Origin of the sequence: Neobacillus niacini (genome assembly GCF_046591715.1) — a bacterium.
Classification (GTDB): Bacteria; Bacillota; Bacilli; order Bacillales; family Cytobacillaceae; genus Neobacillus; species Neobacillus niacini_L.
In genome coordinates this window covers 674,394-697,341 of the sequence record NZ_JAWVNQ010000001.1, presented here as the reverse complement: position 1 = coordinate 697,341, position 22,948 = coordinate 674,394, and the positions used below count along the sequence as shown (strand labels likewise).

The window sequence follows — 22,948 nt, the reverse complement described above, 5'->3', positions numbered from 1 at the left end:
AGCTTTATTACATACATATGTAAAAATAAATCATTTATTTTGCAGCTTTCTCTTTAACTGCTAATCTTGTAAAGGAACCAGTCATTTGCCAAGGTGATTCCTGACAAATGACTAGATCTGCTACTACCTCTTAACAGAGGATTTTTCGGCAACTATTTTTTGTATTTGTGCTACTGTTGCTGGATCTTCTAATCCTGTAATGTCGCCTTGAACACTTCCTGAAACCACAATTTCCTTTAATAGCCGGCGCATGATTTTTCCGCTGACTGTTTTCGGCAGCATATCGGTAAAGATAATCGATTTTGGTGCTGCAATCTTACCGATTTGTTGAATAATTTGAGCATTTATTTGCTGTTTTAATTCCTCTGTTTCGTGATAGCCATCAGCGAGACGAACAAATACTAGTGGAACTTCTCCTTTTATTTCGTCAGGGATTCCAATGATTGCTGTTTCAGAAACACCCTCAGTTTCAAGTACAGCACTCTCCATCTCCATGGTACTTAGACGATGTCCCGCTACATTAAACGCATCATCTGAACGCCCGACTACCCATAAATATCCATCATCATCTTTTAATGCAAGATCGCTGGCATAATAACAGCCATCCACCTGACTAAAATAGGAGGCGTAATAGCGCTCAGGTTCTTTCCAAAGAGTTCGGCAAAGCATTGGAAATGGTTTACGAATTACAAGATTTCCTAACCTTCCAGGCTGTACTGCATTGCCCTCTTCATCCACAACATCCATAACAGCACCTAAAAAGGCTGTACCCGCTGCACCCGGTTTCATTGGTGTCAGCCAAGCAGCTCCAGCTATAGGTGACCCTGCTGTTTCGGTTTGACCCCACGTATTATTGATATAAACTTTCTTCTTTCCTAACACTTCATATGTCCAGTACCAAGTTTCAGGGTCAAAAGGCTCTCCAACAAGGGAAATAACATCAAGACAAGATAAATCAAATTTATCCAATACCTTATCTCCCATACTTTTTAACATTCGTAAAGCAGTTGGAGCAGTAAACAGTTTATTCACCCTGTATTTTTCAATGATTTGATAAAAACGATCCTTCGTTGGATAATCAACTGAACCTTCATAGACAACGGTGGTTACTCCATTTGCTAAAGAACCTGTAATTCCCCAAATATGCATCGTTAACCAGCCGATATCAGCAGTACACCAGAAAACATCGTCATGGTGGTGATCCATATGATACTTGGCATATATGTAGTTCTGAATGACAAAAGCCATGCCGGAATGTACAACACCTTTTGGTTTACCAGTTGTACCACTAGTATAGAAAACAATACCGCTATCGTTAGCTTCTAATCTCTCAGGCTCACAAATAATACTTGCAGTTTTTGTCTCTTCATGCCACCAGTAATCCCGGCCCTCTTTCATGTCAACCTCTGTACCTAATCTATCTACAACAATCACAGCTTCAATTGAGGCTATAGATGGCACAACCTTATCAACTTTTTCCTTTAGAGAAATACGTTTCCCTCTGCGTTCAGTTGCATCCGCCGTAATCAATACTTTCGGTTCAAAGTTTATCAGTCTGTCAGTCAATGATTTTTCAGAGTAACCTGAGAAAATCGTATTGTAAACAGCACCAATTCGAAAACAGGCTAAAACGGATATAATGGCTTCGGCTAAATTTGGAAGAAAAATAGCTACACAATCGCCTTTTTTGACACCAAAAGATTTAAGAACATTCGAAAATCGATTTACTTCGGCAAGAAGCATATTATACGTGTAAAATTTGCTGTCTCCGTTTTCCCCCTCCCAAATCAGAGCGGTTCGGTTTCCTGCACCATTTTCGATATGACGATCAAGTAAATTTACACTCGGGTTACTAATGCCGCCGGTAAAAAAGCGAAAATCAGGAAGTTCTCCACTAATGGTTTCTTTCCATGGTTCATACCAAACAAGTTCACGTGCTGCACGATCCCAGAATGTTGCAGGATCTTCTTGAGATTGTTTAAGAAGGTCTTGAAAAGCTTCAGTGCTTCCAATGGAAGTTGAACGCACTTTTTCTTCTCGTGGATAAATGAGTTTACTATTTGAAACGACTTGTAAAATTCCACTGATATCCATTTCTTTCGCTCCTTTAACAAGATAATTGTTTCATCACAAAGAATCATTAACACCCAATTTGTTTTGCAATGACCATACGTTGAACTTCCGATGTTCCTTCACCAATTTCCAAAAGTTTCGCATCACGGAAGAATCGCTCAACTTGGTATTCTTTCATATACCCATATCCGCCATGGATCTGAACAGCCTGATCACAAGCACGCATACATATTTCTGATGCAAATAATTTCGCATATGCTGCTTCTTTTTTGAATGCTCTTCCTTGATCCTTTAACCATGCTGCTTTAAAAACCATATTCCGAGCCAATTCAATATTCATTGCCATGTCTGCTAATTTAAATTGAATAGCCTGGAAGTTGGATAAACTTTTTCCGAATTGTTTTCTTTCTTTTGCATATTGAAGAGCTTTATCATACGCTCCCTGTGCAATCCCAACAGCCATAGCACCGATCCCAATTCTTCCGCCATCAAGAGTCGCTAAGAATTGTTTGTAACCGTTTCCATTTGTCCCCAGCAGATTTTCCTTGGGTATTCTAACATTTTCAAGGATAAGTTCTGTTGTATTTGATGCATGCAGACCCATTTTTTCGTAGTTATCAATTACTGTGAATCCAGGTGCATTTGTAGGAACGATAAAAGCGCTGATACCGTTAATTCCTTTTGATCGGTCTGTAACTGCTGTCACTGCAAGGTGTTTGGCATAGCTTGCATTTGTAATAAAACATTTAGAACCGTTTAGTACCCACTCATCTCCATCAAGAACTGCTGTTGTTTGAGTGCCTCCTGCATCGGAGCCTGCATTTGGTTCAGTTAAACCGAATGCACCGAAGGATTCTCCAGTACAAATGGGTGTTAAGTATTTTTCTTTTTGTTCGTGAGTGCCAAATAAATTGAGCGGTGCCCCGCCTAATGAAATATGTGCCGAATATGTAATTCCTGTTGAGGCACAAACACGGCTAAGTTCTTCAACGACAATTGCAAAGCTAATCGTGTCTGCTTCACCACCCCCATATTGTTCAGGAAAAGGAAGACCCATTATGCCTAGCTCTGATAATTTCGAGAATATCTCCTTAGGGAAATCTCCTGTTCGATCACGTTCATCTGCCCCAGGAGCAACCTCCGCATCAGCAAAATCTCTAATTAAATTGCGGATCATCTCTTGTTCTTTTGTTAAATCAAAATTCATTTATCTCAAACTCCTTTCGAATGCTCTAATTATTTTTAGTAAATAATTATTAAAACAAACTAGTAAACTCACAATTCTATGTACAGCCCCCCTTTCATTACTATCTAAATTTTCTTATAATCAGAATATAACGATTGGCCTTATTATGCTATGTCCGTTTTCATGAATATAGATGTGATAAATTTGTGACTTTTACACAAAAACATAAATTCGACTTAAAAGTAAACGAATTTAATTTCAAAGAGGAAAGAGTGATAAACGATGCAAGATACACTCACCCACCGGCAGCTAAAGTCCTTAATCCATGTATCCAACGTAATTAATTCAAAGTTGGATATTAATTCCATTTTTGAATCTATCATGAGTGAAACGATTTCGGTGGTAGAAGCGGCTGGAGGCGGCTCTATATGGATCTTTGACAAAAATGAGAACCGGTTAGTTGCAAAATCCGCACAAGGTTTATTTTATCCACATATTTTTAGACAGATTAAACTTGTCAGTGGTGAATCTATGACTGGGATGGCTTTTGCAGCCAAAAAATGTCTCATTTTTTGGGATGAGGGAGAAGTGAAACAAGCACTGTCTACATTAACTCCACAAAATAGAGATTTATTAGATCAGGCTATCCCGAGTAATTTTCATTTCACCTCTGTGATTTCTTCCCCTATACTACAAAATGGAAAATGTATCGGGGTCATAACATTGGACTCATTTGAACAGTCGCTGCAGTTTAAGCAAGAAGATATTCATTTATTGGAAGCGATCGGTCACCAAGCTGCGATTGCGTTGGAAAAGTCCAAACTATTCTTAGAAAAAGAAGAAATGGTTCACAAGCTTTCCCATTCCATTGAAATTCACCGAAACTTAGCTAATCTTGTGGTAAATGGAGAAGGGATTCAATCCATTTTAAATTACATACATACAAGCATCGGACAGGAACTGTTTCTATTTGACGAAATAGGAGAACTTAGGGCTTCCGCCTGTCATTCCACTTTTTCTTATGAAATGACCGAATTTATGAAAGCGTATGCAAAACAAATTATTTTGACGCTGGAAAACTCACATACCGTTTCTGAAATTACATTAATTGACGATCACTATCAATTAGTTGTATTGCCGCTTGGCTCTAAGCAAAAGTCTCTAGGAGGGCTTATTATTCTTTCCAAACAAAAAGTAAGTAAAGTGGATATTGCTGCCCTCGAACATGCTTGTACAGTCATTTCTCTTGAACTAGTAAAAGAACAAGCCGTTATTGAAACACAACAGCGTTTAAGAGGAGATTTCGTATCCAAACTATTTTCAGGGCAGATTGATGAGGTACTGATTCAGAAAGCAAAAAATTTAAATTTTGACCCTAATTGGAATTACATTGCGATTATTATTAATGTTAAAGATAAGTTTAATGAGCAAAAGGTTTTTGGCGATCCCGTTATTAGAAATTTACTTCATATGGCCAATAGGTCATTAATTGGGAGAAACCTTCAAGTAACGGCGGTAAGGAATAAAAATCAAATCGCAGCTCTCCTTTCCTTGCATTCTAAAGTCACCTCAAGCAATATTGTTGCTGATATAAAAGAGATGGCAAAAAAGTTACACTTGGAGATTGTTCATAAGTACAGTGACATAGACGTTTCTATAGGTATAGGAAGAATGAAGCAAGGTCTTACACTTATCCATGAATCATTTGTAGAAGCAACAAAGTGCATAAAATTTCTCAAAAACTATTCTTTTGATGATCGAGTTATTAGTTATACAGATTTAGGGGTGCAGAGGTTTATTTTACAAAATTCAAAGGAAGAATTAATCGATTTTATCACAGAAGTATTAGGTCCTCTTATACAATACGAACAAACTAGAAAAGGTGAATTGTTAAGCACGCTAATCGTTTATCTAGACCAAAATCAAAACATCAGAAAAACAGCAGATTTTTTACATATTCATACAAATACTCTAAGCTACCGTTTAAAGCGAATTGAGGAAATTCTAGTAACGAATTTGAATGATAGTCATTCATTATTTAATATTCATTTAGCAATTAATATTTACCAGTTTATAAAAGATAAAGATACAATACAGAAAATCTGAAGTTAAAAAACTAGTAACATGATGAAAAGCCTATCTATTAATTAGATAAAATTGGGTAATATGGTCCGGAAAGAGACGATAGACAAGTCCTATTGATTCATTTTTCGAAATATAGTGATTTTTCAGTGTATTCAACTCCCTTTACTTGGTAATATACAAAGTAACTACCACTTATTTCTACACCCGAAATAATGGCAGCTATTACATACCAGGGGGAATTTCTATGAAAAAGTTTTCAAAGGCTGTTATTCCAGCTGCAATGGCACTAACGATGACACTTTCATCCACTGCTTTGGCTGGACCTCAATCTAATCCAAATGGACCCTATATTGAGGGAGAACAAAACATCTCATTATCAAGCTACATGTCAAATGAGGAATTAACAAAGACTCTGCAGAAACTAGAAGCATCCTCTAAAGGGAAAATGAAATTAGAAGTTGTCGGATATTCTAACCATACATTAGATGGATACAAAACCGAAGCAGATAAAGGCGATCCATTGTATGTTGTGAAATTCGGTGATGCGGATCCAAACAAAAAAAGAATTTTAATTACGACGCAAATCCATGGCAACGAACAAATTGGAACAGAGGCTGCCATTGATATTATTCAAAAATTATCAAGCGGCGGACAGGATATCGAAGAAATTTTAGAAAACGTGTCTATTTGGATAATGCCAAGAATTAATCCTGAAGGATCAGATAATAAATTTGAAGGGAAATGGTACCCTACTCGTTATACTCACCAAACCTGGCTTCCGGAAAATATAGCTCTTCCTACAGGTACTCTGGCGCCTTGGTACTATAATGCAGATGGCAGTGAACGAGGTCAGGCAAATGATGGCCGTGTGGTATACGGAATCCCTGGTTACGACCAAAACCGAGATTATAATCCGAATTTGGATTTTAGGGTAGAAAATGAAGACCCAGCTGAAGTAGCGGAATTCCTGAATAGTAATGCGACTAATAACAGCAATTATGGCGGTTTCTATGTAACAGCTGAAGCACGTTCGGTCACAAAAGTTTTTCAAGAGTTTAAACCAGATGTTTTTGTTGATGTTCACCACCGTGGATTTAATACACTTTCAGATGAAGATAACAGATCCGTTCCTGTTCAAGTAGCTGCTGTAGTGGCAGATCCTTACACAGATCCATTCACAGGTAAACACTATGAAGTGGATGAGGACGTTTTGAAACTAGGTAAACAAGTGAATGCACTGGCCAATCTTTCTCTTCAAAGAGGTAACTCACATTATGGCGCCATTCAAAAATATCCTGACGTTAACCTTCCAGGAACTGCACTTGGGGCCTTTGCTTTAAATGACGCAGCTATCATGCTTATTGAAATCAAAGGGCAATCCCAAACATTAGGACAAAAACAAGCCGGTATGCTAAAAGAAACAGTTAAAGTACCATTATTTGAGGTATTTAAAGGTCTTGCAGATGGATCGATTCATGAAGTGGATCCGGCGATTTATGATGCTATTCCAGAATCAACAAACAGAATTGAAGACCCTACCACAAGGGATTAACCAAATCTTATAAAAAGAATATACACCTGAGGCTGACCCAAAAGTTTTTTACCATTACTTTTGGGTCAGTTATTATTTCTGGGCACACATTATATTGGTTATTTTTACCAACAACATTTACAAATACCTACATATGGATTATACTTGCAACAAGTAGTTCTTTATCAAGAACAATTTTGAATAAAGGCGTGAAATAATGTTATATCCACTAATCGAACAGAAAAAAAAGATTCATATTGTAAAAGATATTAATTCATGTGTTTGTGGTATAAGGTATCACTCCGACTTAGTAATTAAAAGGAAAACACTTAGAAAAATCAAGTTTATTGAAATTGGCAAGGTCACCTGTAAGAAATGTGTATCGAGGCTTTTAAGCTGATTAATTCCAATAAAAAAACTAAACTAAACCATTCAACATGAATGGGTTTAATTTAGTCTTAAAGTTAAGTAATTAGTAATGGGTAGAATCTTAGAGAATTTCTCCATTACTCTCAATTACTTTTTTATACCAATGGAAGGAACGCTTCCTCCTGCGTTCCAGGGTTCCACTTCCATCATCGTTCTTATCGACGTAAATAAATCCGTAGCGCTTGGACATTTCACCTGTTGACATACTAACTAAGTCAATGCATCCCCAGCTTGTATAACCCATTAATTCCACACCATCTGCAATTGCTTCTCGCATGGCTTTTACATGTTCACGTAAGTAATCAATCCGATAATCGTCAATAACCGAACCGTCACTTTCCAATTGATCGTATGCCCCTAAACCATTCTCCACAACAAATAATGGAATCTGGTATCTTCCATATAGCTTGTTTAGGCTGATTCTTAAACCTACAGGATCAATTTCCCAGCCCCAATCACTTGCCTCAAGGAATGGGTTTTTTACTCCGCCCACAATATTTCCTTGTGCTTTTTCGCCTTCAGACTTCTCCTTTTTATCCGTACGTGACATGTAATAGCTTAAACCAATATAATCCACTGTACCTTCCTTAATTATATCTAAATCACCTTCTTGCATTTTTATTTCAATATTTTTCTCCTTAAGGAATCGCTTTAAAAATGCTGGATACTCCCCTCGTACCTGGACGTCTGCACAGAAATAATTAAATAATTCCTCTTCTTTTAACGCGAATAGAATGTTTTGTGGATTGCAGTCGTAAGAATAAACAGGCGCAAACAAAATCATGCAGCCTATTTTTGCTTTAGGAATAATTTCCTTACAAGCTTTTACTGCTATAGCACTAGCAACAAACTGATGATGAAAAGCCTGGAAAGTCTCCTGGTAACGACTTTCTTCATTTAGAGGAGAAAACCCCATACTCATTATTGGCATCTTCAAGGCCCCATTGATTTCATTAAAGGTCATCCAATATTTCACTTTATCACTGTATCGCTTCAGAATGACATTGGCATATCTCTCAAAAAAACCAACAACCTGGCGATTTCTCCAGCCTCCAAACTTTTTAACTAGGTAGAGCGGCATTTCATAGTGAGAAATCGTTACGACTGGTTCAATACCATACCTTAGCAGCTCATCAAAAACCCGGTCGTAAAAAGCCAAACCTTCCTCATTTGCTTCCACTTCATCACCGTTTGGAAAAATCCTTGTCCAGGCTATAGACATTCGAAACACTTTAAAGCCCATCTCAGCAAACAAAGCGATATCTTCTTTGTAGCGATGATAAAAATCTATGGCTTCATGATTAGGATAACTATATTTATCGCGGTCGATTTCAAAGTTAAAACCAGCCGACATTAATATGTTAAGGCGTTCCTTCCCGCCCGGCAGAACATCGGCAATATTTAGACCCTTATTCCCTTCATTAAACCCGCCTTCTATCTGGTTCGCTGCGGTTGCACCACCCCATAAAAAACCTTCAGGAAATAGTAATCTTTGTGAATCTTTCATCATTTTGACCCCCCTAGACAATTACATTGTTCTAGCATTAACTTCTACTCTAATAAAGTGCTCTGATTTTCATAATTTATTTAAACCAAAAAACCATGGGGACGGTTCTTCTGGTCCTTTAGGACCGGGAGAACCGTCCCCACGGTCACTCCCACGGTCACTATTGAACTATCTTGGTAGATTTTGCTCTCTCTGCTGTACGCTGAATCCGATTTCCTAAAGGTTTTTTTAATACAAGTGCGATGAGGAAGCTAATGCCAATAAACAGAAGCAGGTATAGTGCATCTTTTATGACAATTTGTTTAATGGCTCCACCCACGGTTTCACGGAGAATGCTGACTGCATATGTGAACGGCATAAAGGGATGTAATTTTTGAAAAAAGGCAGGCGTCAAGCTTACTGGAAAAGTTGCACCCGAACTTGAAATTTGCAATACCAGCAAGATGATGGATAAACCCTTACCAATATTGCCAAACACGGAACATAGAGTATAGATCATAATTGTAAATACGATACTTATAAAGATACTTAACAGCACAAACCATAATTTATCAGCAGCATACACACCAATTAAATACAAATCACCCAATGCTACAATGACTGCTTGGAAGATGGCAATAGTCAAAAAAGTTAATAGTCTTCCAAAATAGATTTGATAGTGCTTATACTGACTTTCAGGGTCTTCCACATCTACACGTAACGAAGAAACAAGAAGTGTGCCACCAACCCAAAGAGAAAGCATTGTATAAAATGGAGTCATGGCAGAACCATAATTGGGTATCGGAAAAATCCGCTCTGTTTTTAACAGGACCGGTTTCGCTAAGAAACTGCTTTCCTTTTCAGGGTCATGCTTTAAATATTGAATCAATTCATAAATATCCATACTGTTTTTTAACTTCCTGAGTCGATCTGCTGCAGTCCTTACTTTTTCCTCAAATCCCGGTAGATCGTTTCTGGCAAAATCCGCTGCTTTATGTATCGCTTGTTCTGCTGCGGGAAGCTTGGTTCGAATAAGATCAGCAGCATTACGAATATTGTCCTCTACTTTCGGCAAGTCATTTCGTACAAAATTTGCTGCTTTATGGATTTTTTGTTCAACGGATGGCCAGTCGTTTCTGATGAAATCAGCTGCTGTGTCTATACCACCCGTTACCTGGTCTATCTTTTGCTGCAGGTCATCCCGAGTAACTTCTATGGTCCCACGAATGCTAGTTAATTCTTTATATAACGAAGTTAATTGTTCAGGATTTGTGGCTGTATCTGACTGATTTGCAGCATCAATACTTTCTATCGCTTGATTTAATTGTGTTTCTATTTCAGTTATATTTGCTAAAACTTTCTCGATGATGGCGGAAGTTGTTGAAAAATCTGTTAGTCTATCTTGTATTGCCAATACTTGTTCACCTGCATCCTTCACAAGCGGAAGACTTTCTTCTACTTTTAGAATACTTGCCCCCACCCGGTCGAGGTCAGGAATCCGCTGCTCCAATTCAATAATCTGCTGCCCTTTTGCATGAATCTCTGGTAATTTTCCTTCTAACTCAATCGCTTTCTGCCCCATTTCTTCAATTTGCGGGAGCGCCTTTTCTAGTTCAAAAATTTGGTTTTCAACAGAGAAAATAGATGGTAAATCTTTTTCTAGTTCCACACCGGCTTTATAAAATGCGGAAAAAATCGCATCACCTACTGTTTTGATAAAAGCTTCACTAATTTGAGAAGTAACCCCTGTGGCACCGGAACCAGCAATTTTTGGAGCAACGGCATTGATTTTTTCATTAACGCCAAATAAAATTTCTGGCTTTTCTGGATTTGCCTCTAAAATACTTATAATTTTCTTTGAAAAATCCTTTGGGATTACGAGATAAGCAAAATAATCACCGTGTTTTACACCGTGTATGGCTTCTTTCTTGTCCACAAACACCCAGCCAAGCTTATCATTCTTTTTAAGATTCTTTATTGTTTCGTCGCCAACATTAATATTCTGTTTGGTTAAACTGACTAAAGCACCTTCGTCCTCATTTGAAACGGCAACAGTTATCCCTGAAGTATTCCCATACGGATCCCACATGGATTTAATATTGAACCAAGCATAAGCTGATGGTAGAAGCATCAGTCCCAACACTAGTAATGCAACTGTTGGAACACTAAAGATATTTCTCCAATCAGTCGTATAGATACTCCATATTTTCCTCATTATTAAAAGCACACCCATTCACAACATAATAATTTTATTGTTGTATTTAATGTGGTTTTTATGCTGAAATGGGACCTGTATGAAACTTTAGACCATAAAAAAATAGCAGGGGGCTTATTTTTTTGCCCTCTGCTACTTTTGTAGTGCCCCTGCCAAGGAATATAAGTATATCATATTCAAAACTGTTTACCTTCAATAAATGAATCCATTAGTTATCACTTACAGCTAACACTTCATAAATCTCTGCTCCTTCTAAGTAAAAAAGGTCCTCCATTCCAACTAATGAAAACATCGCAGCTAACTTTCCAGCCATTTTATCAAATATAGGACCTTGTTCGACAGTGCTTAAATATTTTAATTCTAGGTTCCAATTTCGTAATGTTTCTGGGTCAACCACTTCTGCATAAATAATGGGATCCTCAAGAACAATTTTGGAGGATTTGTTTGCAGTCTGGATTGGCAAGGCAATATGTCGTTCATCTATATAGCATACTTGAGATAAAGAGATATTTGATGAAATCCCATTTTGTGGAACTGTGGTAATATAACAGGGAAAAACACACTCTAATGCATTCTTTATTTTTTTTGAAATCAGCATATTCAATTAGCAGCACCTGCCTAATGTTATCGTTACTTTACCTGTTAAAATTGGATTTTCTCAGATAAATATAATCAAAAAACACTCTCACACGCAATATCATTTCACTCTCAAAAAAAGGAATGAAATGTAAAATATAGAATATTAAGTTAGTAAGGGGGTATAAGATAGATGCAAATTCAGGCAAAGCTCAATGGAGTAGAACGTAACTTTTTTGTAGGAAGAGAAAAGGAACTTGAGATATTACGAAATCATGCTGCTGGACATAAAAAGAGTCAGTGGCTTCATATTTATGGACAAAGCGGCATTGGTAAGTCCACACTTCTTCATCAATTCATGGCTGAATTGGATAACGGTGAGATTTACTTCATAGATGGAAGTAAAACGATAAGGTCTAAAGAGGATGTACTGGTTCAATTGGCCTCTCAGCTCAGGAGAGCAGGTGAATGGGACTTGCATGAACAAGATCAAGAGGAAATAGTGAACAGAATCATTCGCAGGTCGGCCCAAATGGACAGTCAAATCGTTCTTTTATTAGATACTTTTGAAAATTGGCGGTCCGTAGAGGAATGGCTTCCGGAGTGGCTTGGGAAGATCGAAGAATCTGTTAGAATTATCACGGCTGGAAGGCATCCACTCACAGGGGGATGGCTCCGTTCAGGCTGGGCAAATTTTATTAAAACCTTGCACTTGTCCTCTTTGACACCTATCGATGTGGATTTATATGCAAGAAAACGGGGTTTGGTGAGCAACGAGACAAAATCACAGTTATTCCAGTTTTCTCGTGGGATTCCACTTGCCATGACACTTGTTGCTGAAATGATGTCAAAGGGAAATCGATACAAACCGCTGGCACGCGTGGAACAACATCAGCTTATTTCGGTATTGATGGAAGAACTATTCGAAGGATTGGAAGCCCCAGTAAGAAGACTCCTCGAGGCAGCGTCTGTATTTTGGAGATTTAATGAAGAGCGGCTTTCAGCATTATTAAATCAAGAAATAGATTATGAATCTTTTAGAAAACTGATCAAAATGCCTTTTATTATTTTAAAGGAAGATGGCTGGATGCTTCATGATGCCGTACGATCATGGGCACTTGAAGATTTGATGCTAAGGAAACCACAAGCCTATGAGCAAATGAGAAGGAAAGCATTAACACAAATTAGAATGGAAGAAAGTTCTAATCCAACTTTAAGACAGAAATTACATTTAGATAAAATGAGTCTACATGAAAATCCACTCGTTCGGAATATTTGTTTCACCGGTCATTTAGACAATGTCGAAGTGCGGGGATGCTATCTTGATGACCTTCCTATAATACAATCCTTGTACCTGCGCTACCATCACTTCGTATTACCTGAAGCTTCCGGTGATATTCTGATGGAACGACTAATTCGTCCGATATGGGAGGTTGATCCTTCCTCATTTATTACCATCTGGCAGGAAAATGAATTAGTTGCTTTTTTTGGAAAAATTCCACTGCATGACAAAATGCTGAAGGTATTAGAAACAGATTCCGTCCTTCAACCCTTTTTGAATGGATGGAAGCCAATTCCCAATTCATATTTAGTATGTTTTGTCGGCCTTCTGCCGGAGCTTGCCGCCAAAACACAAACGTATATTATTAATACACTCATTAATCATTTTTCAAAATCAGAATGGCTCATAGATTTTACCTGTTTAAAAGAGTGGTTTCCTGTTCTAGAGTTATGCGGATTTGAACCCGCTCCTTGGTCAAATGGCACAACTCCATCCGGGACGGAATTCCGCGGATTTATTCTTGATCTCACACAAGAAGACTATCTTACAAAACTTGATAGAGTACTCTCAAAAAGTTCGGGGGGCGAAACTCCAAACGAACCCAATACAACTTATGATGCAAATGATTTTAAAATTTTCATGAAAAATTATTCAAAACTCCATATCAATCCTGAGTTGGGCGAGAGATACTTCCACATGTTTCCCCATCGGACCAAATCTGATTTTTCGAATGATAATATAGGAAAATTTATACAAGGAGACATATTAAGTGTGGTAAACCAACTGATTGACGGTGAGGATGCAGATACAATTCTAGGTAAACTGTTGAAATTTGTATTTGTACAAGGAATTCGTCCACATGAACTTGTTGCCAAGAAAACAAATCTATCTCTATCAACCTATTATCGGTATTTAAATAAAGCACTAGACCGTCTATACCAGGTTCTTACGCAAAAATAATCTACCTCTCACAATCAGTGATGATAATGAAGATGCAGGCTGCCAATATGCCTGCATCTTTTTTAAGTTGCATTTCTTTCTTTAATCATTGAATAATATCAGGTGACGGATTTTCTATACCAGACGATATCCCCGTTTCTAGTAATTTCAGGACTTCTCTCAAGGCGAATGTGTGATAGGCATCCTTTTTCGTAATAATACCGAGCCGCCAATACATGGTTGGTTCCGTTATTGGAACAATTTGTAGATTACTATTATTTTGTTTTTGAAAAATAGACTTTGGCAGTAAAGCTATACCAAATTCAGAAGAAACAAGTTCCACGATTAAGTCCCACTGTGAACTTTGATAGGAGATCTCAGGGATAAATCCTGCACCAATGCAAGCATCTTTAATATAATCATGCAAGGTAAATTCTTTAGAAAAAAGGATAAACTTTTCTCCTTTTAACTCACGAATTGAAACGGCACTCTTGTTAGCAAGATGATGCTGTTTATGTACATAAAGAACAAATTCATCGGTTATAAAAGGACGAATAGTAAACTTTGTATCATCTTCTGGGAGCACCACGATGCCGAGATCCACCTCTCCATTATCAACAAGCTGGCCAATTAGTTTTGCACCACGTTCAACTAACTGAAGGGAAACGTTAGGGTATTTTTCCTGGATTTGCTTCGCTAAGATAGGGAAAAACAAAGTACCAATTAATGGTGGAATACCGATTTTGATCTCACCAAATACAACATTCCTTAAATCATCAAGCAGATTGTTTATCTCAGAAAGTGCTGAGAATGCTTTTTGCGCTTGTTTATAAACAATTTGACCTGCATCTGTCAATTGTAAATGGCGGGTTGTACGGTTGAACAATTCCACATTCAATTCTACTTCTAGCTTTTTTACCGCTTTACTGAATGACGGCTGTGAAAGGTATGAATGAGCTGCGGCTTTTGTAAAGCTTTGATGATTAACAACTTCAATAAAAGATTTTAAATCACGAAGTTCCAAGTTAGCCCCTCCATTTATTCCAGAAATTCATAACATTTATTCTATTTATGTATTTTACTTATAAGTTGATGGAATGTAAACTATTTAATAGTAGAATATTCTGACTAAGGAGATGAAAAATAAATGAAAACTAGTAAAATACTTACTTCATTTTCGGAAGCGGTTTCAGATATCCAAGATGGTGCAACGTTAATTGTAGGCGGATTTGGTTTATCCGGAATTCCGGAAAAAGCAATCCAAGCTTTGAAAGAAAAAGGTACAAAAAATTTAACAGTGGTTAGTAACAATTGCGGGGTTGATGATTGGGGGCTAGGTCTCCTACTCGTAAACAAGCAAATAAAGAAAATGGTTTCTTCCTATGTTGGAGAAAATAAAATTTTTGAACAGCAATTTCTTAGCGGCGAACTAGAAGTTGAATTAACTCCTCAAGGAACTCTTGCAGAACGAATCCGAGCAGGCGGTGCCGGGATACCTGGTTTTTATACAGCTACAGGCATTGGGACGCCGATTGCAGAAGGAAAAGAAGTAAAAGAATTTGAAGGAAAAACATATCTCCTTGAACGTGGAATTGTTGGAGACTTTGCTCTAGTAAAAGCATGGAAAGCAGATACGCTTGGTAACCTTGTCTTCCGGAAAACAGCGCGTAATTTCAATCCTTTGGCAGCAATGGCCGGTAAAATCACGATTGCAGAAGTAGAGGAAATTGTCGAGGCAGGAGAACTAGATCCAGATGAAATCCATACACCAAGTATCTATGTACAGAGGATTCTGTTAGGAACCAACTATCAAAAACGAATTGAGCGACGCACGGTAGTCCATTCTTAATTTACTATAAGGGGATGATTTTATATGAAAGACATTCGGTTATCAATTGTAAAAAGAGCAGTACAAGAAATAAAAGATGGAATGAATGTAAACCTTGGAATCGGATTGCCGACTTTAGTAGCAAACGAAATTCCTGAAGATATTAATGTACTATTACAATCAGAAAATGGACTCCTGGGCATTGGACCATACCCTATTGATGGCCAGGAGGATCCAGATTTAATTAATGCCGGTAAAGAAACGATTACCACTGTACCTGGAGCATCTATTTTTGACAGTGCTGAATCTTTTGCAATGATACGTGGCGGACATATTGATGTAGCTATCCTCGGCGGCATGGAAGTGTCTGAAGAGGGTGATCTTGCGAATTGGATGATTCCAGGTAAGATGGTCAAAGGTATGGGTGGAGCCATGGATCTAGTAAATGGCGCTAAACGGGTTGTCGTGATTATGGAACATGTAAATAAATATGGTGAGTCCAAGATCAAGAAACAGTGCAGTCTGCCGTTAACGGGAAAACAAGTTGTCCACCGTTTAATCACCGATTTAGCCGTATTTGATTTTACACCATCAGGCATGGTACTCATCGAAACAGCCAGCGGTGTAACAGTCGCTGAAGTAAAAGAAAAAACCGAAGCTGCTTTTACAGTTTCTCCTGAGCTTTTGGAAGTTTAAAAGAGTGACCATGGGGAGTGTTCTTCTGTTTTTTTTGTTTGTCCTACGGAACAAAATTGGCTGGAGAACTCTCCCCTACTTTCCAAAAATGTAACAAAATAAATTTCCTAGCAATCATCACTTGGAGGTATTTAATGTCATATTAACTTCGAACTTATATATAAAATTGCGGGACTTCTTGGGAAATATACCCACGGGATTTTGAATAATATAGTTACAAAGACAAGTTAAAATAAATTTTAAAAATCCAAAATTTCACTTTGCAGTTTTGATAACACTGTTTTGGTCCATATACTTTAAACTAACCGTACCTTTACATTCATTTGTTATTCGACTAATTAGGATTAATCCTAAGATATCTATTCCAATAAAGATCATATAAGCCAAATTAAAACCTCCCGTGAACTTCATAGATATACCAAGAATAACAAATGGAAGAGCACGTACTGAATTAGCAATTGGAGTAACCATCCGGTTTGCCGCAGCGAAGTCATAACGTCCGTAAACCGTACCCGTCATAGAGGTAATAAAGTTCTTAATACCTGCAAGACCAGAACCAACAGCAATGGCCGTGATAAATGTTAAAATTACATTTCCATCAAGAAGCAGCAAAATGATGGTCAAAATGTAGGACAAGACATAAATCATACTGGCCTTTTTTGTACCTACTTTTTGATCAAGCCACCCCCATAAATAACTGCCAATTAAACAGAAAATCGCAGCCGTACTAAGCATGGAAAGTGCGAAACTTTCACTGTATCCAACAGAAACTAATCGTACAACGTACTGACTAACAATTCCGATTGTTACTAGCCAAACGCAACCGTATCCCAGTGAAATAAGCCACATATCCTTATCTTTTAACAATTTCTTTACCGTAAAAGGACTTTTGTATGATTGCATTAACAATGCTGTTTTTTTGAGATCTTCTTGAGAGTGGGGATCGTTGTCTGGATAAGCTCCAGCTAATTCTGGTGTATCTTTTACCCAGAAAACAGATAAAATTCCTAGGGCGATAAGAATAACGCCAACGATTGTCATTGTCATCGAGATACCTAATTTTGAAAATGAAAAAGTAATTAGTGCGACAAAGGTGGCCGTACAAAAGCCCATACCCATGGTGGCCCATCCTAAAGCCAGCCCCTTCTTTTTAGGAAACCAAACGTTCATAATCGTACCTGGTACCACATAACCAAATCCTGAGGCGAAAAAGTTTAGCGCAGAAATTGCAATCGCATAGGCTAGCACAGATTGAATATTACCAAACCAAATTGAAATAATTCCTTGTGCAATTAGACCCACCGCAGCAACAAAACGTGATCCCTTTTTTACAACAATCTGTGCAAATACTAGTGCCCCAATAACACCGATCCAATTAGCAGGTGTTGAAAAGGAAAGTAAAACAGATGGATCCCAACCGTATTCTTTGGCATAACCTTGGGTAAAAATGTTTATTCCATCCGCTGTCCAAGCAGCAAAATTGTAATACATCAGCATACAAAAGATGATCATACTCCAGCCTTTTGGCCCGAAGTCATTTTTTATTTTAGTCTCATTTCCCATAGAAAAACCTCCTCTTTACTAACAAAAATACTGGATATTGAAAACCTATCATTTTATAACAACATATCCCCTAGATATAGGTGAGTCTAGGGGATATGTAGTATCAAGGTTTTATTTAGTTAGAATGCTATTTTTTAACCCTAAAATAGCCCTCGCTTCATCAGGCGTCGCAATCTCCTTACCCAATTCGGCTGCCGTTCTCTTTGTTCTTTCTACAAATTCAACATTTGATTTGGCCAATTGGCCCTTTGCATAGTAAATATTATCTTCCATCCCAACCCGTAAATGACCACCTAATGCTAATGTTGCGTAGAGAATAGGCAAATGTCCCTTACCAATTCCTAGTGCACCCCATGTAGAGTTCTTAGGAATTAAACTTTTCAAGAACACTAAATTTTCTACTGTTGCCGCCATTCCACCAGGGACTCCAAGGACAAATTGGAAGTGGCATGGTTCTTTTAAGACACCTTTTTTTATATAATAAAGCGCATTGTAGATCATGCCTGCATCAAAAATCTCAATCTCTGGTTTTACTCCTAGTTCCTGCATCTTCAACCCTGATTTTTCAAGGAAGTGAGGACTATTTTCAAAAACAGTCGAGTGTGACCAGTTCATAGAACCACAATCATAGGATGCAAGCTCTGGCAATAACTCCATATATGGTTTCATGCGAATTTCATCTGTTAATCCTAATCCGCCTGAAGTAGTCAAGTTAAGAACAATATCACAGCGCTCTCTAATCAGCTTTACTGTTTGTTCAAATTTATCAAAATCCATGGAAGCACGATCTTCATCATCTCGAACATGGATATGTGCAATCGAAGCTCCTGCTTGATAACAAGCATACACTTCATCAGCAATTTCTTCAGGCTGTAATGGAATATAAGGAGTATCTTCCTTAGTTGGCCAAGCCCCAGTCGGAGCTACGGTTAATATGACTTTATTTTCAAGGCTGCTCATCTTTTTCCCACTTTCTTTTATCGTGATATTGTATAAGTTAGGAATCTATAGAAAAAGTATTTTAGATTGCTCCAAATGGATAAACGCGCTCTGGTGCATCATTCAAATCATCTTCATCAATTTCTGCCACACAGCGAACCATAGAGCCGTCACCTAACCACCAGCGAATAGGGAATGCCATAAATTTAAAGCGTTTACCTACAACCTTATCCAGGTCTCCTCCAAGGTTTTCGATTCCTACTATGCCATTACCCAGCATGTGCTTATGGCAAGGCTCCCATGTTCCTTCTAGACGATGCTCTTCCAGTTTTCCGAAGTCCTGCATATATTTTTCAATTCCATGTACCTTTATATAAGTTTCCTTGTTAAACTCTGCGAATGCCTCAATTCCAAATTGCTCAATGTATTCCTCCGTAATGGTTTTTCCTGAATAACCATCAAGCTCCATTGCAAGAGAACCACCGTTCTTACCCATTGTTGTATGAAGAGGATGATCAAGAGCTTGCATATCCATAGCCACACATTTTGGCTGATACTTTGCAAACCACTCCCCTGCTTCTCTACCTGTTCCGCAGGAATAATGATAATATTCCTTGCTTTCGTCAAATTTCAGATGCATACCTGTTCTCAAACATACAACCATATCTTTAAGTTCTTCTGGTTTAATGTTTGCACGTCTGCAAGCATCCTCAAGATGTGAAGCTTTAATAAGCCCCCAACGTTCAACTTGAATATCTAGACAAACAGCGTCTCCATAATAGGCATCTAAAGGCATTTCATGCGTATAACGTGCCCGTCTGCCGTCAAATTCGTATTCCATAACATGACGTGGTGCATCTGCATGAGTACCGCAGTGCATAACAACATCGATTTTTTGAGTTAGTACACCACTTTTTGAAAGATTATGCATCGTGTCAATTTTTGGTTTTGCAAAATATGGCCAAACTGGAATGTCTGCGTGAAAAGGATGACTCAAATCTACTAATACTTTTTTACCCATTTTATATTCCTCCTAAAGTTCCTTTGTATGTTATTGGTTTATTGGTGTTTTTTTGTTTCCATTTGTTACATCAAGTAAGTATTCATTTAATTTTTTTCTTGAATTCTCTATTGTTTCAGATGACCATTCCTGAAATCCTTTGCCGGATTTAAAACCTAGTTCTCCTTTTGCTATCAACTCTTTTAATAGCGGCGATGGTTCAGGTGAATTTTCGAGATATTTTAATAGATAACTATGGATTGACAAGGTTAAGTCTGTTCCCACCATATCAGCATTTTCCATTGGTCCTAGGATTGGAAGCCTCATCCCAAATCCATATTTGATCGAATCATCGACTGTTTTGGCATCTGCGATTCCATTTTCTACAATTGAAATTGCCTCCCTCCAAAGTGCATGCTGCAAACGATTTGCAACAAAACCAGGAACATCTTTTTTCACTCTAATTGGATGTTTTCCAAGAAAACTTAATAGTCCCATAGTTTGTTGAATCACTTCTTCTGAAGTATCTTTTGTTTGGACCACTTCGACCAATGGAATTAAGTAAGCAGGATTCCAGAAGTGTGTCCCGATGATTCGTTCCTTTCTCTCTGCTTTCTGGGCAATTTCCGTTATGCTCATTACAGACGTATTTGTAGCTAAAATAACATGGTGCTCGCAAATTTTATCAAGTATTTCAAAAAGTGATTGTTTTAAATTCATATCTTCCGGAATGCATTCCACTACAAATCCAGCGTCTTTTACGGCATCTTCCAACTGGCTCGTAATATTTAGTCTTGATAAGGCATCCTGTACTTCCTTTGTCGTTAGTACATCCCGATTTAACATGATATTTAAATTATTTTCCACTTTCTGAAGTACTTCTTCCTCTGAATCTTCAACCGAATAAATGCTGACATTGAACCCGCGGCTTGCAAAAATCTGAGCAATGCCAGTGCCCATTAATCCGGATCCGCAAATCGCTACTTTCATATCACTATATCTACTCAAACTGCTCCCTCACATTCTACCGTTAGCCAGCCAAATATCCACCATCCACGTAAATCGTTGTTCCTGTAATGAAATCGCTTGCAGAAGAAGCCAGGAACGTACAAACTCCAACATAATCCTCTGGTTCTCCAAGCCTTCCGATTGGAATCCGTGTTAAAAACTTTGTCCGTGCTGTATCGTCTTCAAACATCCATTCTGTAAGGTCAGAACGGAATACCGTAGGTCCAATTGCATTCACATTAATCCCGAATTCTCCCCATTCACATGCAAGCGATTTAGCCATAAGGTCTATAGCTGCCTTTGATGGGCTATATGCCGTATACCCCTTCATACCAAGCTTTCCTCTGGTTGATGAAACGAGAATGACTTTTCCGCCTCTCCCCTGTTCTCTCATCACTTGTCCAGCTTTTTTGCAATAAAGCCAAGTTCCTTTCACGTTAGCATCCATAATGGCTTCCCATTCCTCTGTTGGCTGTTCAAGAATTGGTTTAGGATTATTCATTCCAGCCGAGCACATTAAAATATCAATACTGCCGAATTCTTCAACCGTTGCTGCAACAACTGATTCTACCTCTGCTTCATTTGCGGGATTTCCTATGCGATATGCACATTGAATTCCTTCAGCTTGCATTTGGTCACAGAGTGCCTTTAGCTTTGATTCAGTACGTGCTGTCAGCATTACCTTTGCCCCAGCATACCCATAACCCCATGCAGCTGCACTTCCGAGGGCTCCGGTTGCACCGGTCACGATGGCAACCTTTCCTTCAAGATTAAATTGATTTTTTACCTCGTCTTTCTTAACCATCAATTATCACACCTATTTTTAAATTTTAATAATTAACGACCACTAACATCGTAGCAGGCATGTTCGTTTCATTGATAATGGATCTGCCTTCATTTGGAGCGAGAAAAATAGAATCATATTTTTTAAGAACATAGTCTTCTGTTTTTGTCTTAATGGTGACCTCGCCATCCAACACGACATAAACCTTCTCGGTTGGAGAATCTTCATAGCTATATTCAGCACCACCATTCGGAAGGAAATGAGTAACTCCCATCCAGAATTTTGTGGTTCCTGTTTCTTCAATTCCATGAAGTTTTAAAGTGGAACAATCGAAATGCAATGGAGCACTATATGGTTTTACATTTGAAAAATCAACCTTTTTCATACTGCACACCTCCTTTCAAGGACCATTTTATTAAATGAAAGCTGCTGTTTTTAATTCGTCACTAATGAATAGGTCAGCTTCTGTTTGACTTAAAATATCTTCCAGTCCTACACCTGAAGCCATTTCTTTCAAAAGAAGTCCGTTTGGTGTCACTTCGATTACACCTAGATTGGTAACAATTAATTCCACTTGGCCAACTGCGGTCAAAGGCAGACGACATTCTCTCAATATTTTGGGAGTTCCATCCTTTGATGAGTGCGTCATGGCAATAAGCACCTTGTTTGCCCTTGTAATTAAATCCAAACCACTACCAATACTTGAGGCTATATCAATAGCAAGGTTTCCTTTTTCATCTACTTCCAATGCCTCGAGAACGGCAAAATCAATATGCCCTCCGCAACTCATTAATGATTGAAGAATTATTTTTACCTTTTTATCAACAACATAATCAGCAACCAACTGAGGCAAGCCGGTGCTAAGATGGACCACATCTCCATCCATTAATTCTTCTGCAATCCGCTTTGCAATTAAATGCTTCTTGCTGTTGCGCATTCATTTTCACCACCTACGAAATAATAACTACCGTTTTGTCATGTTGTCGGATTGATTATTTTTGGCACTTTTGTAGTTTGGCATTTACACTTTTTATAATTGCAAGTTCCGTGCCAACTTTAATTAACTCATGAGTTATTCATATAAATTCATATAACTAGTATATTCCCGGCTTTTTTGAGAATTTTAAGCTTAAAAAAATCATTCAAATGAAACTATGTTTCGAGTCTGATACTTTTTTTTATCAGTTTTCCATTGAGCCGAATTTATTGAACAATAATATGAGCTTTATAATGATGCGTATTTTTATCAATCGATACAATAATGTATCACCATCTTCTCTTTTGACCCCTCCCATTCATTGTTCCAAAATAAAAAACTCTTTATATCA

General features: G+C 37.9%; 18 protein-coding genes. 5 read left to right on the top strand and 13 right to left on the bottom strand.

From position 1 onward, the window contains the following. Positions 1 to 123 precede the first annotated feature (123 nt). Together SFC47_RS03525 and SFC47_RS03520 are read right to left on the bottom strand one after the other, a co-directional pair. Positions 124 to 2,094, bottom strand: a complete 1,971-nt coding sequence (locus SFC47_RS03525; RefSeq protein ID WP_411252861.1) for an acetate--CoA ligase — start codon at positions 2,092 to 2,094, stop codon at positions 124 to 126. A 46-nt stretch (positions 2,095 to 2,140) separates the two neighbouring features. Continuing rightward, positions 2,141 to 3,280 carry an acyl-CoA dehydrogenase gene (locus tag SFC47_RS03520; RefSeq protein ID WP_411252860.1) on the bottom strand — a complete coding sequence of 380 codons (1,140 nt, stop codon included), beginning with the start codon at positions 3,278 to 3,280 and terminating at the stop codon, positions 2,141 to 2,143. 261 nt (positions 3,281 to 3,541) lie between these two features. On the opposite strand from SFC47_RS03520, the gene SFC47_RS03515 reads away from it, so the two are divergent. Further along, a complete protein-coding gene (locus tag SFC47_RS03515; RefSeq protein ID WP_411252859.1) occupies positions 3,542 to 5,365 on the top strand; it encodes a helix-turn-helix domain-containing protein in 1,824 nt (607 codons plus the stop codon). A 223-nt stretch (positions 5,366 to 5,588) separates the two neighbouring features. Beyond that, a complete protein-coding gene (locus tag SFC47_RS03510) occupies positions 5,589 to 6,896 on the top strand; it encodes a M14 family zinc carboxypeptidase (RefSeq protein ID WP_411252858.1) in 1,308 nt (435 codons plus the stop codon). A gap of 469 nt (positions 6,897 to 7,365) precedes the next feature. On the opposite strand, the gene SFC47_RS03505 is transcribed toward SFC47_RS03510, so the two are convergent. The 3 genes from SFC47_RS03505 to SFC47_RS03495 form a co-directional block, all read right to left on the bottom strand. After that, positions 7,366 to 8,814, bottom strand: a complete 1,449-nt coding sequence (locus SFC47_RS03505; protein ID WP_411252857.1) for a glycoside hydrolase family 1 protein — start codon at positions 8,812 to 8,814, stop codon at positions 7,366 to 7,368. A gap of 157 nt (positions 8,815 to 8,971) precedes the next feature. After that, entirely contained in the window at positions 8,972 to 11,005 is a 2,034-nt protein-coding gene (locus SFC47_RS03500) for a YhgE/Pip family protein (protein WP_411252856.1), read from the bottom strand. Positions 11,006 to 11,213: 208 nt separating this feature from the next. Next, positions 11,214 to 11,603, bottom strand: a complete 390-nt coding sequence (locus tag SFC47_RS03495; RefSeq protein WP_411252855.1) for a hypothetical protein — start codon at positions 11,601 to 11,603, stop codon at positions 11,214 to 11,216. A gap of 171 nt (positions 11,604 to 11,774) precedes the next feature. On the opposite strand from SFC47_RS03495, the gene SFC47_RS03490 reads away from it, so the two are divergent. Then, positions 11,775 to 13,823 carry an AAA family ATPase gene (locus SFC47_RS03490; RefSeq protein WP_411252854.1) on the top strand — a complete coding sequence of 683 codons (2,049 nt, stop codon included), beginning with the start codon at positions 11,775 to 11,777 and terminating at the stop codon, positions 13,821 to 13,823. Positions 13,824 to 13,908: 85 nt separating this feature from the next. Here SFC47_RS03490 and SFC47_RS03485 read toward each other — a convergent pair whose 3' ends face one another. Next, complete coding sequence (locus tag SFC47_RS03485) at positions 13,909 to 14,826, bottom strand: LysR family transcriptional regulator (RefSeq protein WP_411252853.1); 918 nt, start codon at positions 14,824 to 14,826, stop codon at positions 13,909 to 13,911. Positions 14,827 to 14,949: 123 nt separating this feature from the next. Here SFC47_RS03485 and SFC47_RS03480 point away from each other — a divergent pair, with 123 nt between their 5' ends. Continuing rightward, on the top strand, positions 14,950 to 15,651 hold the full coding sequence (locus tag SFC47_RS03480; RefSeq protein ID WP_411252852.1) for a CoA transferase subunit A: 702 nt from the start codon (positions 14,950 to 14,952) through the stop codon (positions 15,649 to 15,651). 24 nt (positions 15,652 to 15,675) lie between these two features. Then, positions 15,676 to 16,326: a CoA transferase subunit B gene (locus SFC47_RS03475; protein WP_411252851.1), complete on the top strand. Its 651-nt coding sequence runs from the start codon at positions 15,676 to 15,678 to the stop codon at positions 16,324 to 16,326. Positions 16,327 to 16,581: 255 nt separating this feature from the next. Here SFC47_RS03475 and SFC47_RS03470 read toward each other — a convergent pair whose 3' ends face one another. The 7 genes from SFC47_RS03470 to SFC47_RS03440 all read right to left on the bottom strand — a co-directional run bounded on the left by SFC47_RS03470 (position 16,582) and on the right by SFC47_RS03440 (position 22,557). Then, entirely contained in the window at positions 16,582 to 17,889 is a 1,308-nt protein-coding gene (locus tag SFC47_RS03470) for an MFS transporter (RefSeq protein WP_411252850.1), read from the bottom strand. Between the two features lie 111 nt (positions 17,890 to 18,000). Beyond that, on the bottom strand, positions 18,001 to 18,849 hold the full coding sequence (locus SFC47_RS03465; RefSeq protein WP_411252849.1) for a beta-keto acid cleavage family enzyme: 849 nt from the start codon (positions 18,847 to 18,849) through the stop codon (positions 18,001 to 18,003). 61 nt (positions 18,850 to 18,910) lie between these two features. After that, the gene (locus SFC47_RS03460) at positions 18,911 to 19,849 is read right to left on the bottom strand and encodes a cyclase family protein (protein ID WP_411252848.1); all 939 of its coding nucleotides are present in this window, start codon (positions 19,847 to 19,849) and stop codon (positions 18,911 to 18,913) included. Positions 19,850 to 19,879: 30 nt separating this feature from the next. Further along, positions 19,880 to 20,836 carry a 3-hydroxyacyl-CoA dehydrogenase family protein gene (locus SFC47_RS03455; protein ID WP_411252847.1) on the bottom strand — a complete coding sequence of 319 codons (957 nt, stop codon included), beginning with the start codon at positions 20,834 to 20,836 and terminating at the stop codon, positions 19,880 to 19,882. Between the two features lie 22 nt (positions 20,837 to 20,858). Continuing rightward, a complete protein-coding gene (locus SFC47_RS03450) occupies positions 20,859 to 21,641 on the bottom strand; it encodes an SDR family NAD(P)-dependent oxidoreductase (protein WP_411252846.1) in 783 nt (260 codons plus the stop codon). Positions 21,642 to 21,666: 25 nt separating this feature from the next. Next, entirely contained in the window at positions 21,667 to 22,005 is a 339-nt protein-coding gene (locus SFC47_RS03445) for a cupin domain-containing protein (protein WP_411252845.1), read from the bottom strand. A 30-nt stretch (positions 22,006 to 22,035) separates the two neighbouring features. Further along, positions 22,036 to 22,557 (bottom strand): CoA-transferase, encoded by a 522-nt coding sequence (locus tag SFC47_RS03440; protein WP_411252844.1) that lies wholly within the window; start codon positions 22,555 to 22,557, stop codon positions 22,036 to 22,038. Between the last annotated feature and the right edge of the window lie 391 nt (positions 22,558 to 22,948).